Below are 14,780 nucleotides of genomic sequence, written 5' to 3' on the forward strand. Positions count from 1 at the left end.
CTGTTTGTTCTGATTGACGCTGCAAAGGTACGGCGATTTTTTGGATTCTGAAATAGCATATGAGTAGTATTCCTGCTACCACGTTTGTGGTATTCGGGCATTTTTTTCGATTTTTTGAGAGAAATTACAGTCTAAATCCTAAGCCGATGGTCATCGGGTAACACTCGGGAGCCTTGGTCTTATTGAGCAGCGGGGTTATTCCGGCACGGGCGTAGAGCATTACTCCTGAGTAGCCGGCACGGGCCTCGAGGTTCAAGCCGATAGGGTTGAGGTTGATATCGCCCGTTTCGGTATGCTTGTGCTTTCCGATGAAGTAGCGGGAATGCTCGTGCCAGCGGTATTCTACTGATGGACCTAAAGCCAGGAAAGCATCATGGCATCCTATGCGCTTCTGCCACTCCAGCATGATAGGCAGGCGGAGCACATTGTAGCTGATATAGCTTTTCTTCAGCGTCTCGCCTTCTATCGGAGTCATTGCCGATACCCCGTTTTCGGTACTTAATACATAATTGTCCTTGAAATGGTGGTGTACCTGTCCGATGGAGAGAGAGGAGGTGAGCGCCATTTCGTTGGAAAGGCGGAAGCAGAGACTGGTGAGGGTGATGCCCCATTCCCACGACTTGGAGTCGCGACTGTGCATCTCGTTGTTGCCTCCCATGCTTCCCCTGCTGCCTGGCAACTGGCTGCAGCCGAAGAAGAAGGTTGGATAATGACTCTCCAGACTGCGCTTGCGCTTGCTCAAGGTCTGAGGGATGAAAGGCGAGGTGACAAATACCTTTTCTACTTCCTGACCATCTACGAATTGGGTTTCGGAAATCTTGGTCATCTCGTTGCCGTTCATCTTATATATCTTCACAGAAGTCTGTTCACCATCCTGCTTGATGACGATGTTCTGGTCGTTCACTCTGATTGTGGTGTCGTTAGCCTCTACCGAGGCTGGTGCACTGTTGCTGTTGGTTTCAGCAAGGGCGAAGGCTGGCATCATGGCAGCCATCATCATTACGTTTTTGATATTCATAATACAATATTTTATGTTGTTTCTTATTCTTATTGAGAGGATTCCTGTAGGAAAATGTTGTTTCTATCTTCTGGAATAGCAGAGTTTCATGATGTCTTCGGGCGACAGGTCGCCTTCTATATAAATCACGGTTCCCTTGCTTTCACTCGGATTGCTGAAGAGGATAAAGCGGTTGTTGCCATTACTCAAGGGTGCCATCATGTAATAGCCGCTCACCATCTTGCCATTCTCCACCACCTCTCTGATCTTTTTCGCAGCTTTGCGGTCGGACTTCAGATAGTGGGCTATTTCCGTGGCATGGTTCTTATATACCAGGCTCTTGTATATCTTGAGCTTGTAACCTTTGAGTTGCGCATTCTGCATCGTAACCATCTTGCATCCCTTGGCGTGCCCGAATCGTTGGAATATACTTTTTACGTATAGTCCCTCCTGGGCATTAGCCGAAATCGAGGCTACCACGATAAGAAGCAGTCCGATGAAGAAGCGTTTTATCAAGTTGCATCGTTTCATATTCTATACCTTATTATATATATATTATACTTTATAGTTTGATTGATTGTTTCATCTAAAAGATGAATTTATTGTTTCATCATATCCAGGGCACTGAATGGATCTTCGGAATCTGCCGAAACATCTTCCAGAGCATCCAGGGCTTCGTTATGAACGAACTCCTGGTCGGTATAAACCTTTCCATCGATAACCGCATAACATTCAGGCTGAGGCTGGGCTATCTTCTGGATGCCCACAATCAGGAATGCGATGATAGCGGCGGCTGCCACAGAAGTGCCGAAATATTTGAGCCATCTGCTGCGAGAAGCTTCCTCTTTCTTTTCTTCTTTCTTTGGGATATTCTTTTCTTCATCTTCTAGAATATCCTCCTTTTCTATCTCCTTCTCTTCTTCTTTTAGAATTTGAGAAAGATTCATCTGTTCGAATCCTATATAGCTGAAGAGGGCGCGATAGGATTCCCATTCTTCCGGAATATCATTGGCATGCTCTTCGAAATATTTTCTGAGCGTTGCCTCTTCCTCATTGGATGTGGCACCATCCATATACTTGTCGAGCAAGTCCTGTATTCTTTTTATTTCATCATTCATAACTTTTCCTCCTTCTTTATTTTGTTCTGTTTCACGATATTCATATAGGTCTCTCTGATTTTGAGTCGGGCTCTGGAGAGATTCTTTCGGAGATTATCGGCAGTGCATCCCGTTATCTGCATGATTTCATCGGCAGTATAGCCTTCTATCTCCTTCATGCGGAATATCTGCTGCTGCAAGGGCGGGAGCTGTGCCACTATCTGTCTGATGAGGTTTACCTCGTCCCGTTGCTCTGCCCGCCGGTCTTCTATGGGAACTTCCATCACCTTGTCGGTGGTGAAGTTCCGTTCCTCATGTCGGCACTGGTCATAAAACTTGTTGCGCATGATAGTGATGGCTAGCGCCTTGAGGTTGTCTTCTGCCTGGATGTTCTGGCGCATGTCCCACAGCCTGAGCATGACTTCCTGCACGAGGTCTTCGGCATTGTCGTCACTCTCAGTCAACCTTAGCGCATACGCTTTCAAGTTGCTGCGCATCGGTAGGATGATATGGTTGAATTCTTCTGTTCTCATAACCTTTACATTCTATAGACGTATGAAATTGAAAAATCGGACATCTAAGAAGAGATTTTTTTCAAAAAATGCTTTCTTTTTTCAAAGAAAAATGTTATTTTTGCAGTCATAAACATAAAATTTAGCAATCGAAAACATTAAAAAACTGAATGGCTTATGGCATCTGTAGTTTCTATTATTCCCATCGTGTTGCTGTTCATCCTGATGCTCGGCTTCAAGATGGCAGGTCATAAAAGCGCCTTGCTGACGCTCGTAATTACCGTGTTGCTTGCTCTCTTCGCTGCTTCGCCGCTGGGCATGATTGCCCCGGAACATGCGGAGGACAGCGTGATCGCCCTGACGGGATGGGCGGTGGTGGAAGGCATCCTGAAGGCGGTATTCCCGATTCTCATCATCATCCTGATGGCTATCTACAGCTATAATATCCTCGTGGAAAGCAAGCAGATAGAGGTGATCAAGAGGCAGTTTACATCGATTACCGATGATAAGGGACTGCTCGTGTTGCTCCTCGTATGGGGATTCGGCGGACTGCTCGAAGGTATGGCGGGCTTCGGAACGGCGGTGGCGATACCTGCTGCCATCCTCATCGGACTCGGCTTCAAACCGATGTTCTCGGCTCTGGTTTCCTTGATTGGTAATACCGTGGCTACAGGATTTGGTGCCGTGGGCGTGCCGGTTACTACGCTCTGTAACGAGGTGGCGGAAAGCGGATCGGCTTCGGCGGCACAGATTTGCGAGACTTCGGCCTTCGCCATTATCCAGCTGGCACCTCTCTTTATCATCCTGCCTTTCATCATCCTGACGCTTACCGATAAGCACAATCTTATCAAGAATCTCATCATCGCCCTCTGGGTGGGAGTGATTTCCGTGGTAGTGCAGTTTGTCTGCGGCTATTATCTCGGTTCGGAGACTCCAGCCATCATCGGTTCGCTGGCTGCCATTATCGCCATCATCGCATACGCCAAGGTATTTGCCAGAAAGAGCAAGGTGCAGGATAAGGAAACCTTTACGCTTGCCGAGAGTATGAAGGCATGGAGCGTTTACCTTTTTATATTGATATTTATCCTGGTTTCCGGAGCACTCTGTCCTCCGGTCAATGCTTTCCTCAAAAGTCATCTGGTGAGTGCGGTTCATCTGCCAGTGCTCGACAGCACTTTTAAGTTTGGCTGGATATCCAATGCGGGCCTGATGCTCTTCCTGGGTGCTACGATTGGTGGATTGATTCAGGGATTGAGCCTTAAGAGATTGATGGTGATTCTTGCCCGTACCACGGTGAATCTGCGTAAGACGGTGGTGACCATCTGTTCGCTGATAGCCCTGGCAAGTGTGATGAACTATTCGGGAATGATTACTGCCATCGCCTCCGGACTGGTGGCAGTAACGGGAGATTTCTATCCTCTGGTTGCGCCGATGATTGGTGCCATCGGAACCTTCGTAACGGGTTCTGATACCTCTTCGAATATCCTCTTTGCCAAGCTTCAGGCTCATGTTGCCAACCAGTTGGGTATGACGGGGCAGAGCACATTCTTCGGTATGGAGGGCGGTCAGGAAAACTGGCTGGTTGCTGCCAATACCACGGGAGCCACGGGTGGCAAGATGATCAGTCCGCAGAGTATCGCCATTGCTACTGCAGCCTGCGATATGGAGGGAAAGGATGGAGAGATTCTCCGTTCGGCCATCCCATACGCCCTGCTTTATATCGTATTGGGCGGACTGATGGTTTATTTCGGTTGCTGATCTTCTTTTCTTATATAAAAAAGAGGGTGTGTCATAAGTCTGTGACGCACCCTTTTTTTGTGTGTGTTTCTATATATTCTAGTTGAATCGTAGTCTTTCTTCACAAAGGGAATCTTATTATATTGTATAGAAACTTTACTTTTCTTGTTTTATCGATAACAAAACAGCCCCAAAGCCCACAAAAGGGCATAGTTATCCCTGACGATAAAACAACCAAAATTGAGTTTTATCGTTTTATACCCAAATATTTCTTCAAATTGAATCCCATTCCGAACAATCCTAGATCCATGTAAACCTTGTCCATTCCAAAATGCCTGAATCGCTTATAATGCATATCTGCCTTCATCTGCCCAAATACAGCTTCCGGCTCTATCGGTCGCTGGCTTCTGTGTTTCAAGCCCTCTTCAGACGTTAGTAGCAGGAAGGCTTCCTTTTTATATGCATTCAGTTTATGGTTGACATATATGGTTCTGTTGCCTTTGGATTTCTTGCAGAGACTTCCAAGCGGACATCCATCACATCGTTGTGCTCTATATAATGTAATGACAGACACATAGCCGGAGTCACTTTTCGTTTGCCGTTGTCCACAAGGTTCCATGTGTTGTCCCATGGGGCAGACATAATAGTCATCATCCCTGTTGTAGTAGAAGTTCGCTTGGTTGAAGGCATCCTCCTTGAAAGGCTTATGCTGTTCCTTGTGAAACCAGTTGTACTTTACATAACCCATCATTTCTTCCATCTCTAGGTACTCGTAGTTCTCCTCCGAGCCATACCCTGAGTCTGCGGTGACGCTCTTGGATTGCTTTCCATATCTTTTCTTGTACTTATCCAAAAAAGGCTTGAAGGTCAGGGTGTCTGTTGGATTGGGATAAAGGGCGAAATTCGTCCAATATTGATTCTCTGTCGCAATTTGAAGGTTATAGGCAGGCTTTGTCTGCCCATTGTTCATGGCATCTTCCTTGAGGCGCATGAAGGTCGCATCGGGATCAGTCTTGGAGTAACTGTTTCTCTCGCCCAGTATATCCAGTGATTTTTCATACTCGCACAGTTTGTCCGAGGCTTTGAACAAGTGATCTATCTGAGTATTTAGCTTTTGCTTCTCTCTTCCTGTAAGCTTTGCCTTAGGAAGGTTCTTAGCTTGCCTCTCACACAAACGTGCACTTCTCTCTACATCCTTGGCGGAAGTGGCTGGCTCGCTGTCTTCTTCCTTAATGTCACTCCCGCCATTCAGGCGAATTTGTTCTTTTATCTGAGCCAATGCAGCAGAGGTCTTTTCCAAGAGCTTAGCCCTGTTCTTTTCCACAGTCTTCTTCCATACAAACGTGTACTTGTTTGCTTTCGACTCTATCTTAGTGCCATCAACATATTGTTCCTCCAGACTAATCACGCCCTTTTCAACCAATATGGAGACGACTGCATCAAAATAAAAGTCGATGCATTTAATCATATGATTGGATCTAAAGCGGTTGATTGTTGCGAAAGATAATTGCTTACCTCCACAAATCCACATATAGCGAACATCGTATTTAAGTGCGTCCGCTATGCCACGACAGGAATAAACGCCATTGATATAGGCAAAAACAACTAAACTTAGAAGCATCTTCGGACTGTAAGGAGGAGCACCAATCCCATCATAGGTATCCATGAGAGGGTTGATGTCCATACTGCGAACAATACGATCCACCATACGAACTTTGCTGTCTTTTGGCACATAATCATCGAAAGAGTTAGGAAAAAAGCTCAATTCGTGCCGAGTTTCAGATTTTATTTGTATCTTTGCCATACTTAAAGAAGTTTTCTGCAAAGATACAAATCTTTTGCGGAAAGGCAAAGCCCGAGCTTGTGAAAGTTTGGGCTTTGTTGTAAATAAAAATGTTTTTTAAAGATTTCGTATCTGTGAAAAGGCAAAAAATAAAAAGGGGTGCGTCACAGACTTATGACACACCCTCTTTCAGTTTTATAAATCGACATTAATAAAGCTTTTGCCCTTTCTATTATATTTGCACTTGGAAAAATAAAGAGGTAAAAATCTTTATATCTGCAAACTTTTGTTAACTTTGCAGAAAATTAGATAAGTACAATAAAAAAAGAAGAATACTCCATATCCAGCGTTAACCCTGTGCCCTTTCTAGCATAGTAAAGGCTTAGCCCTGTTTGGGGAACTGGATATTTTCTGAACAGAAGCTTGAGAGTAAATTAGCCTGCTTGTGTAGAACAAGACAGGACTCGTAGTATAGTTGTAGCCGCTCAGAACGGAGCACCCTTCTTATTAAAAACTTTATTCAATATGCAAATATACGGAATAGATTTGGCAAAAGAGAAATTTGACGTAAGTTTTTTCGACTTGACATCAAAAAAAGTATCAAACCAACCTTCACATAAGGTTGTAAAGAACAATTTTAAGAGTATCGGAAGGTTTTTAGAAACCCTTCCAAGCGATGCTGTATTGGTTGCTGAGCATACCGGAGTTTATGGTGATACTCTCTTGAAGTGCTGCATGGATAGCAATGTGAAGATTGCCTTTGTGGGTGGATATGTCATCCATAGATACAGAGCTACACCTGACCGTGCCAAGACGGATGTCCTGGATTGTGCACTGCTCAGAGATTTTGGAGAGAGATATCCTGATAAGCTGAAATACAAGACGTTTCCAGAAGAGGCTCTATATGAGCTTCGTCAATTGGCACGCCACCGAGAAATGCTCGTAGAACAGCGTAAGCAGCTAATAACAGCCGACAAGAGCGAGGATTGTCGTCCTATCAGAAGTCTTGCCGTCAAGCGAAGCATGGACCGCATCAAAGAGATGTTGGACACGGAAATTGCAGAGACGGAAAAAGAAATGTTGAAAGTCATAAATGGACATGAGAGCATTCGCCACAACTATGAGCTTGTTAAAAGTGTCGATGGAGTTGGGCTGATTACCGCAGTAGAACTATTGGTAAAAACAGAGAATTTCACAAAAATAACTACAGCGCGCCAATATGCTGCTTATGCAGGAACTGCGCCATACGAAAAATCATCGGGGAAAATGGACAAGGGAGCACATATATCCAAGATTGGTAATAGACGGTCAAAGACCTTGTTGTACATCTGCGCAGAAAGCGCCAGATTGCACAACAAGGAGATTAAACTGTACTACGAGAGACGTACTTTAATAGATAAAAAGCCGCGTCATTATGTGCTAAATGCCATAGCAAACAAGTTGCTAAGGATCATATTCACCCTCGTGGAAAAAGGTGAATACTATGACGCAAACTTCATTAGGCAAGACCCAAGGGTCGTTAAATATAATTAACGTTAAAAAATACGCTCAAAGCTTGCTCAATTAGAGTAAAACAGGGCGTGTAGCGAATATGATAAGCTTTTTATCTTTTAAGCATGCCTTTTCTCGTAGGCCAGACTGTGATCGTGCTGGTCGATATCTCTCTTTGACTTGCTCTTTACCACGAGCCATACACCAGAGAAGATGAGGATGGCAGCAATCGCCTGCATACCCTTGAATACGGCGAGACCCACGATAACACTCACGGTGACTGATACCAACGGCTGCACATAATTATATACACTTACCACGGTAGGGCGCAACGTCTTCTGACCAATCATCATGCAGATGTACCCCAGATACGTACCGAAGAGAACCACGTAGCCCGTTTCCCACCAGGTGCTCATCGGAACATGGGCAAAGTCGATGCTCATCACGTGGCTGATGGTGAAAGGCCATATAATGATGGTGGCCCAGAGGAACATCCACTTGTTGATGGTGAAGAGCGAATACTTAGACAGCAGGTTCTTGAAGAGCGACAGGTAGAGGGCGAAGGAAAGCTGCGCCGACATACAGAGCAGGTCGCCCCAGATGTTTCCCACCTTGGCATTGCCAGCCGTAGCACTCGTCATGATGATGATGACGGCACCTGCGCATCCCATCAATACACCGAGTGCCTTCTTCCAGGTGATAGGCTCCTTCAATATCAGGAAGGAGAGAACCATGGCGAAGATAGGCATCGAGGTGGTCATAATGCTGGAATTGCTAGGCGAGGTCATATTCAGACCGATGGTGTAAGAACACTGGTTGAACACGAGGGCGAAGAGCCCGGCAGCAGCAAACTTGAAGATGTCTTTTACTGGAACATGCTCTTTCTTGGTGAAGAGCGAGGTGAGCCAGAAGAGGAGGGCACCACCCAATACACGGAAGCTCACCAGGTCGATGCCGTCGATGCCGTGAAGCATGGCATCCTTGCCTACGGGAGCCATCAGTCCCCAGAATGCGCCGGAACAGAAAAGGCACAGGTGGGCGATAAGAGGTCGTTTGTTATCCATTTTTTCCTTATTTCTATTTAAATCTTCCTATTTTTGAATAAAATCGAGTGCAAAGGTACAAAAATTCGAGGAATTTTGCTATATTTGCGGTATATTTTTTGAAACTTAAAGGAGTTAAGAAGTTAAGACCATAGTCTTTTTCCGTTCTTGACTATTAAAGATAGGAGATTATTCTTATGCAGAAATATGCTGATTATATCAAACAGATAGAGATTGAATCTCTCTGGAGCGGTACCAAACATATTCTTTGGAACCTCGACCGCCGTGTCAATATCCTGAGTGGTGTAAACGGCGTGGGCAAGAGTACTATATTAAATAAGGTGATAAAGGGTCTGGCGGCTGGCGGCGAATTCCCTAGTCACATGATCAAAGGTGTGCATCTGAAGGTGGAGCCGGAGGAGGCAAAGTGGATTAGATATGATGTAATCCGCTCGGTAGATAGACCATTGATGAATGCCGAGATGATCAACAAGATAGACCTTACCCTGGTTACCGAACTCGACTGGCAGCTCTTCCAGCTGCAGCGCAAGTATCTGGATTACCAGGTGAACATCGGCAACCGCATCATCGCTGTGCTTCAGAGCGGCGAACCGGATGCAGCCTTCAAGGCTCAGAAGCTGAGTGAACCGAAGAAGATGTTCCAGGATATGGTAGATAATCTTTTCAAGGATACCGGCAAGACCATCATCCGTACTGCCAACGAAATCCGCTTCAACCAGATAGGTGAGCAGCTCTCGCCTTATCAGCTCTCGGCTGGTGAGAAGCAGATTCTCGCCATCCTCCTTACCGTGCTGGTGGAGGACAACCAATCTTATGTCCTCTTTATGGATGAGCCGGAAATCAGCCTTCATTTTGAATGGCAGAAGCAGCTCATCGGTCTGGTGCTGCAGCTTAATCCGAATATCCAGATCATCATGACCACCCACAGTCCTGCTGTGGTCATGGATGGATGGACCGATAGGGTGACGGATGTGAGCGACATCACGATATAAGTGAAAAACGAATATTATGGCTAAACGTTTAACTGATAATATCAATTCCCAGTTCTTCGAGGCAGCCAACAGGATGACCTCGAAGAAGGCTCGGCGCAAGATTGTGGCTTACGTCGAGAGCTATGATGATGTCTTCTTCTGGCGTTCTGTACTGGGAAAGTTTGAGAATGAAAAACGCTATTTTGATATCATGCTGCCTACCCGTAACCAGCATTTAGACCGAGGCAAGAAGGCTGCTATCTCCAGTATGCTGAAGGGAGTAGGTAGGGATATGATAGCCTGTGTAGATGCCGATTACGATTATCTGCGTCAGGGCTCAACCGAGTCTTCCCAGCAGATGTTGGAGAATCCTTACATCTTCCATACCTATGCCTATGCCATTGAAAACTTCCAATGTTATGCCAGAGGATTGCACGAAACCTGTGTGATGGTGACGCTCAACGACCGTCGCATCTTCGATTTCGAGCGTTTCCTTGAGTCCTATTCCCGTACTATCTGGCCCCTCTTCTTATGGCACATGCTGTTCTATGTGCGTCATCGCAAGATGTCGATGCATTTTGATATGGCGGAGTTTGATAAGGTCATCATGCTGCCTTCTGTCCGAATCCAGGATCCTAAATGGGCGATAGATTATTTGGGAAAGAAGGTGCGGGCAAAGCTGTTCCAGCTGGAGCGCCGCTTCAAGAAGTTTAAGGATGAGTTGGATGAAATGGCTCTTTACCTCAACAATCTGGGTGTAAACGAGAGCAATACCTATTTATATATACAGGGTCATCATCTCTTCGACCTGGTAGTTAGTCCTATCGTCCAGAGCGTCTGCGATGCTTTGCGCAACGATAGGGAGAATGAAATCCGCGACCGTGCCCTCCATTCCGAGCAGGCCCGCACCGAAATGGCATGTTATGAGAATAGTCTGGGCAAGGTGAAGATGATGATGAAGAAGAACACCTTCTACCAGTTCTCTCCCGAATTCCAGAAGATTCAGGCGGATGTGGAAAAGTATTTGGAAAATTGATATGAGGAAGATTGCTAATATCGGTAGATGTTAACTGAATCAGGGCGAACGCATTTTGATGCGTCCGCCCTGGCTATATTGTCAACGACACATATTGCTTCTTCAACCGACTTCTGATGCTTGTTTCAAAGACTTCTAGCCTTTATTCGAAGAGGCTAAATATGGCTTGGATGATCCAGCCTATAATCATAAAGACAATTTGGAGGAGACTAATAATGATAAAGCCTCCAAGAATGATTATAATGAAACCTATTAAAAACCAAAACATGTCTTGTCTTATTTGTAAGGTTAACGATATTTGTTCGCCTTATACATTCGCTGTATCTCACATTGCTTTTTGATGTAGTCGGAAAATAATTCCATCTCAGCAGATACTTCCTGGATTTTCTTCATGATGTTGTGTTCGAAGTTGTCTTGGAAGTTGTCGTAGTTGTCATCATTCCATACACTGTTTACAGTTTGGAGCTGCTGTCCCAGTCGGGAGAAAATCTCTAATGTTTGTGCGCTCACGTTGGCGATGTTCTTACCGAATTGGTCAACCATGTCAATGTTGAGCATAGAACTGTCATTTGCCATAATTTCTTGTATTTTAATTGATTAATATTGCATTGAATAGATACTGTGCGTCAGGTAAGAGGAATGGTGTGAAGAGCATCGGTTGTTCGCCATCTGGATAATAGTAGGCACGTAAGTGCTCATTGTCATCGCTCAACGACTGTACGTCGATGTCTTCCCCGAAACGGAGTGGTGCAAGATGCTTGTTTTCACTCTTTAGGATAACTCTATGTTTGAACAATCCTATTGCCTCTTTTCCGAACTCATCGAAGAGAATGTTGCCTGGCTTGTCTACTTGCATCAACACGTGAACATGATGCTTCGGTCCTTCGTCTAAGATGTACTTCAGTGCCTCTTGGTATTTCTTGACCTTGCTTCCATCAGTTATGTTGTTTGCTCCCAAATCAGGTAATGGGTCGAAAGAAAGCATTTCCAAGCCGCCTACAGCCGGTTTAATCTCCGTGGCTTTCTTTTCTTCCACCAGCAAGCTGTTTCTCTTCATTTCACTGAAACGATCTTGTCCAAGAATGGTGAGAATCAAATTGGGTGCTGTGTCGCGGTAGATGTCGTCTGCTATCATTTTCAGATACTTGCCTCCTTCCGACTGCTGGATTATCTTGCAATATGCTCGCTTTTCGAGTTTTGCCAGCAATGGCTTGCATTGTGACATGGGATTGTTGGTGCAATCTAATACGATGAAATTGCAAGGTGCGTTGGACTGCTCATAATATGCCATGAGGGATACGAGCGCATTGATGGCTGTAGCGGTGGCTTGCTCCTGGCGATTTGCACCCCAAACAATGATGTTCTCGCTGAAGTCTTGTGTCAGTGTGATAGCTGTGCTTTGCTGGTTGAGCCCGATGCTGCGACCTATGGTTGCAACTGGTGCGCCATAACTCTGTGTCTTGGCAGACTGCAAATCTTCTGTTTGCAGGTGATAGATAGAAGAACCACTGAAATATGCCTCTCCATTGCTTTGCTTGGTAGTTGATTTCTCGCGAGCTTTCTCTATGGCATCGGCGAGTTCTTCGTCTGTGGCATAGAAGGTTTGTACCTTGCTCTGCAACTCACGCTTGTGGTAATAGCAGGCTTGACCTGTTGGTTGCTTATTGGTTAGCTTATCACTGTCTGGGACAAGTTTGTTTGAGTCGGATGCTGCACTCATCAGCAAGAAACATTCTGTGAGGTTCTTCAATATTTGTCCAGATATATCTGTCTCGTCGAGTTGTTGGGTCGCAAGAAGCATGTGGATACCTTGGCTACGTCCTTGTGTGGCGATGACATTGAGAATCTCGGAGATTTCTCTTTGGATAGCCATTCCATAGGAATTGGATGTTGGCTTGGCAAACATCACTTGGCATTCGTCTGCCACAAATAGAATCTGTGGAAGTCTGGATGTCGGATTTTTCTTGTTGTAACCATCGATGTTGTTGACTGCATTGTCTCGCCATAGTTTTACACGTCTTTTGTTCTCTTCCTGCAACTCTCGTAGAACTTCTAAAGTCATCTGAGGGTCAGAATTGTCAACCAGTAACGCCTTTACATGCTTTATACCACGATAGCGGTTGAATTCTACTCCCTTGAAGTCCATCAAGTAGAGCATCAAGTCTTCTGGTGCATATTTCAGAATGGCGGCACTGATGATGTTGTTCAGTAAGACAGACTTACCAGAACCTGACTGTCCAAGAATGAATCCATGGATATAGTCACCAGAGTTGAATCGCAAGGTAACAGGATGTTTGTCTTCTGTGTCGAGTCCTACGGTTATGCTGATTTCTGATGTTACATCCGTATATTCGCTATGAGATATAGAGGCATAGTCTGCCTTTAGCACCTGTCGTGTACCCTTTTCGTTGATACGTTTGTTGAAATCAACACGAAATGCATCTGCCAGTGCAGGATGCTCGGCGATAGGAGTGTGGCTTACCATCAGGTTGTTTCGAATTCCACGGAGAGTCTGTAAACTGATATTTGTTACAGTTTCACTGGTGAGAATGTCTACTGCATCCTCTTTTAATTTCGGAGCATCAGAGTTGTGCATCACAATAAAGTAGATGCCACCCTTTGCTCCATTTTCAAACAGAGGTTGTAGTTCTGCAGTCACATTTTCATAGCGTGCAGGATAGTCGTTCAATACGACAACTTCGTATGGCATGACGATTTCTTGGTGCTTTTCGTTATACCTTGCGATGTCACCATATTTGCCCATCACCATCTGCATACGTTCTCTTAGACGCTTGATGCAATCTCGTGCGGCAGCTTCGTCCATAATGACATTACCATTATAGACTGTTTCATCGTAGCCAACTGTAACAAAGTCTGCCATGCCACTCATCATCTGGTCGAAGATGTTGAATCTGATTTTTCCAGGAGCGAAGCATAGCAGCATATTCTGCATCAGTGCGGTCAGTTGTCTTTTAGCAACAGACTGTAGTTCACCGTTATAGTTGATGACAAAGTTTTGCTTTCTATATCCGTCGTTCTGCCACTTTACATAAGTTGGAGTAACAAATGGTTCTCCATTGATATAATCAATGGCAGCGATATTGTCTGGAATGATAGGGGCGGTATATCGTTTATTGGCATCTAATGCTATTCGGTTGATGGTTCTTCTTACCTCTTCGTCCGACATACTATCAGCAAAGTTGTATTGCAGAAGTTCTGGGGCAGAATCACGCATAGCATTAAATAAGGAAACTGTGCGTACTCTAACGGCTTTGGCACGCTCGTTGTATTCCGCCTCATTTTCAGTATCAATGCTTGAGAGGTCAAGAGCATAAGCTCCCATCAAAGCTTGTATGTAATTTAATGTCTCCATTGGGTCTTTCGTTATCTGTTCTTTACTGGTCGTATGACCATCTGCATAGCCTTGGCTATGCTATACAGGTTTCCTGTATATTGGCTAAACTCCAAATACATGGCACGGTCGGCATATTGTGCATCCGAAGTGTCGCTCCAATAGCGTCCAGCCATTCCATAAGAATCATATTGCTGAGCAACACACGAACCACCAGCTGGTAGGAATATGTTGTTGCCGTTGGCTGCCACTATTTGGAAACCTGGCATACCATTGATTACTGTCCATGTCCATTGGCAATTCTGCATCAGTTCGGTCATTTCCTGTTGGGTAGGAAGTCTCCAATCTTCCCCCCACATATTGATAGCTTCTTTCTTGCTTGTCCATGCAGCATAAACACCTGGTTGCTCACTGCTGCGAGCACCTATGTTGTGGGAAGCCCAGAGTACAGACAATCCGAGGTCTACAGGTTCTGCGGTTCCTCGTCTTATTCTTTCTTCTGCAAGTTCTTTGGCTTTACGTTCGGCTTCCTGTTGAAGTCTTGTGCGTTCGGTCTCTTCCTTAGCCTTTCGCTCTGCTTCTTGTTTTCGGATAAGCCACAATGGTGTTATGTTGACCTCTTTGTCAAAGACGCTTTTTTCGGTAGCGCAAGGCTTCAAGGCGAAGGACAATGATTGTCCCCCGCTTTGAGCATTGATGATTATGTTTTCTAAATCTGATAAATAGCTATTCATATCCTT

At 45.0% G+C, this 14,780-nt stretch carries 13 protein-coding genes; 4 read left to right on the forward strand and 9 right to left on the reverse strand.

Going from position 1 to position 14,780, the window contains the following annotated elements:
* Positions 1 to 124 precede the first annotated feature (124 nt).
* From ONT08_RS12690 to ONT08_RS12705, 4 genes are all read right to left on the reverse strand, one after another.
* Complete coding sequence (locus ONT08_RS12690; RefSeq protein WP_153089586.1) at positions 125 to 1,018, reverse strand: hypothetical protein; 894 nt, start codon at positions 1,016 to 1,018, stop codon at positions 125 to 127.
* A gap of 63 nt (positions 1,019 to 1,081) precedes the next feature.
* Positions 1,082 to 1,528: a DUF6108 family protein gene (locus ONT08_RS12695; protein WP_264960111.1), complete on the reverse strand. Its 447-nt coding sequence runs from the start codon at positions 1,526 to 1,528 to the stop codon at positions 1,082 to 1,084.
* 68 nt (positions 1,529 to 1,596) lie between these two features.
* Complete coding sequence (locus ONT08_RS12700; protein ID WP_254974831.1) at positions 1,597 to 2,115, reverse strand: hypothetical protein; 519 nt, start codon at positions 2,113 to 2,115, stop codon at positions 1,597 to 1,599.
* Positions 2,112 to 2,627: an RNA polymerase sigma factor gene (locus ONT08_RS12705; RefSeq protein WP_218487392.1), complete on the reverse strand. Its 516-nt coding sequence runs from the start codon at positions 2,625 to 2,627 to the stop codon at positions 2,112 to 2,114. Before ONT08_RS12705 ends, ONT08_RS12700 begins: the two co-directional genes overlap by 4 nt.
* 156 nt (positions 2,628 to 2,783) lie before the next feature.
* Between ONT08_RS12705 and ONT08_RS12710 the strand changes: the two genes are divergently transcribed.
* Entirely contained in the window at positions 2,784 to 4,364 is a 1,581-nt protein-coding gene (locus ONT08_RS12710; RefSeq protein ID WP_118085563.1) for an L-lactate permease, read from the forward strand.
* Between the two features lie 226 nt (positions 4,365 to 4,590).
* Here the strand turns inward: ONT08_RS12710 and ONT08_RS12715 are convergent, their stop codons facing one another.
* Positions 4,591 to 6,147, reverse strand: a complete 1,557-nt coding sequence (locus tag ONT08_RS12715; RefSeq protein ID WP_118200255.1) for an IS1182 family transposase — start codon at positions 6,145 to 6,147, stop codon at positions 4,591 to 4,593.
* Between the two features lie 504 nt (positions 6,148 to 6,651).
* On the opposite strand from ONT08_RS12715, the gene ONT08_RS12720 reads away from it, so the two are divergent.
* A complete protein-coding gene (locus ONT08_RS12720) occupies positions 6,652 to 7,659 on the forward strand; it encodes an IS110 family transposase (RefSeq protein ID WP_119235899.1) in 1,008 nt (335 codons plus the stop codon).
* Positions 7,660 to 7,736: 77 nt separating this feature from the next.
* Here ONT08_RS12720 and ONT08_RS12725 read toward each other — a convergent pair whose 3' ends face one another.
* A complete protein-coding gene (locus tag ONT08_RS12725) occupies positions 7,737 to 8,681 on the reverse strand; it encodes a DMT family transporter (protein ID WP_118200991.1) in 945 nt (314 codons plus the stop codon).
* A 176-nt stretch (positions 8,682 to 8,857) separates the two neighbouring features.
* On the opposite strand from ONT08_RS12725, the gene ONT08_RS12730 reads away from it, so the two are divergent.
* Positions 8,858 to 9,673 (forward strand): AAA family ATPase, encoded by an 816-nt coding sequence (locus ONT08_RS12730; protein ID WP_117693458.1) that lies wholly within the window; start codon positions 8,858 to 8,860, stop codon positions 9,671 to 9,673.
* A gap of 16 nt (positions 9,674 to 9,689) precedes the next feature.
* Positions 9,690 to 10,688, forward strand: coding sequence for a DUF4435 domain-containing protein (locus ONT08_RS12735; RefSeq protein ID WP_264960112.1), 999 nt, complete (start codon positions 9,690 to 9,692; stop codon positions 10,686 to 10,688).
* A gap of 288 nt (positions 10,689 to 10,976) precedes the next feature.
* On the opposite strand, the gene ONT08_RS12740 is transcribed toward ONT08_RS12735, so the two are convergent.
* From ONT08_RS12740 to ONT08_RS12750, 3 genes are read right to left on the reverse strand one after another with little or no spacing between them, the layout of a single operon-like run.
* Positions 10,977 to 11,264 (reverse strand): hypothetical protein, encoded by a 288-nt coding sequence (locus ONT08_RS12740; protein WP_119238379.1) that lies wholly within the window; start codon positions 11,262 to 11,264, stop codon positions 10,977 to 10,979.
* Between the two features lie 13 nt (positions 11,265 to 11,277).
* Complete coding sequence (locus tag ONT08_RS12745; RefSeq protein ID WP_264960113.1) at positions 11,278 to 14,061, reverse strand: FtsK/SpoIIIE domain-containing protein; 2,784 nt, start codon at positions 14,059 to 14,061, stop codon at positions 11,278 to 11,280.
* Positions 14,062 to 14,072: 11 nt separating this feature from the next.
* Positions 14,073 to 14,774 carry an Lcl domain-containing protein gene (locus ONT08_RS12750; RefSeq protein ID WP_264960114.1) on the reverse strand — a complete coding sequence of 234 codons (702 nt, stop codon included), beginning with the start codon at positions 14,772 to 14,774 and terminating at the stop codon, positions 14,073 to 14,075.
* Positions 14,775 to 14,780: the final 6 nt, after the last annotated feature.

Origin of the sequence: Segatella copri (assembly GCF_026015465.1) — a bacterium.
Classification (GTDB): domain Bacteria; phylum Bacteroidota; class Bacteroidia; order Bacteroidales; family Bacteroidaceae; genus Prevotella; species Prevotella copri_E.

Excerpts from the sequence above, each read along its gene's own strand:
- ONT08_RS12720 (WP_119235899.1), top strand. The coding sequence starts at position 6,652 with ATGCAAATATACGGAATAGATTTGGCAAAAGAGAAATTTGACGTAAGT.
- ONT08_RS12700 (WP_254974831.1), bottom strand. The coding sequence starts at position 2,115 with ATGAATGATGAAATAAAAAGAATACAGGACTTGCTCGACAAGTATATG.
- ONT08_RS12745 (WP_264960113.1), bottom strand. The coding sequence starts at position 14,061 with ATGGAGACATTAAATTACATACAAGCTTTGATGGGAGCTTATGCTCTT.
- ONT08_RS12710 (WP_118085563.1), top strand. The coding sequence starts at position 2,784 with ATGGCATCTGTAGTTTCTATTATTCCCATCGTGTTGCTGTTCATCCTG.
- ONT08_RS12740 (WP_119238379.1), bottom strand. The coding sequence starts at position 11,264 with ATGGCAAATGACAGTTCTATGCTCAACATTGACATGGTTGACCAATTC.
- ONT08_RS12705 (WP_218487392.1), bottom strand. The coding sequence starts at position 2,627 with ATGAGAACAGAAGAATTCAACCATATCATCCTACCGATGCGCAGCAAC.
- ONT08_RS12725 (WP_118200991.1), bottom strand. The coding sequence starts at position 8,681 with ATGGATAACAAACGACCTCTTATCGCCCACCTGTGCCTTTTCTGTTCC.
- ONT08_RS12735 (WP_264960112.1), top strand. The coding sequence starts at position 9,690 with ATGGCTAAACGTTTAACTGATAATATCAATTCCCAGTTCTTCGAGGCA.
- ONT08_RS12730 (WP_117693458.1), top strand. The coding sequence starts at position 8,858 with ATGCAGAAATATGCTGATTATATCAAACAGATAGAGATTGAATCTCTC.
- ONT08_RS12750 (WP_264960114.1), bottom strand. The coding sequence starts at position 14,774 with ATGAATAGCTATTTATCAGATTTAGAAAACATAATCATCAATGCTCAA.
- ONT08_RS12695 (WP_264960111.1), bottom strand. The coding sequence starts at position 1,528 with ATGAAACGATGCAACTTGATAAAACGCTTCTTCATCGGACTGCTTCTT.
- ONT08_RS12690 (WP_153089586.1), bottom strand. The coding sequence starts at position 1,018 with ATGAATATCAAAAACGTAATGATGATGGCTGCCATGATGCCAGCCTTC.
- ONT08_RS12715 (WP_118200255.1), bottom strand. The coding sequence starts at position 6,147 with ATGGCAAAGATACAAATAAAATCTGAAACTCGGCACGAATTGAGCTTT.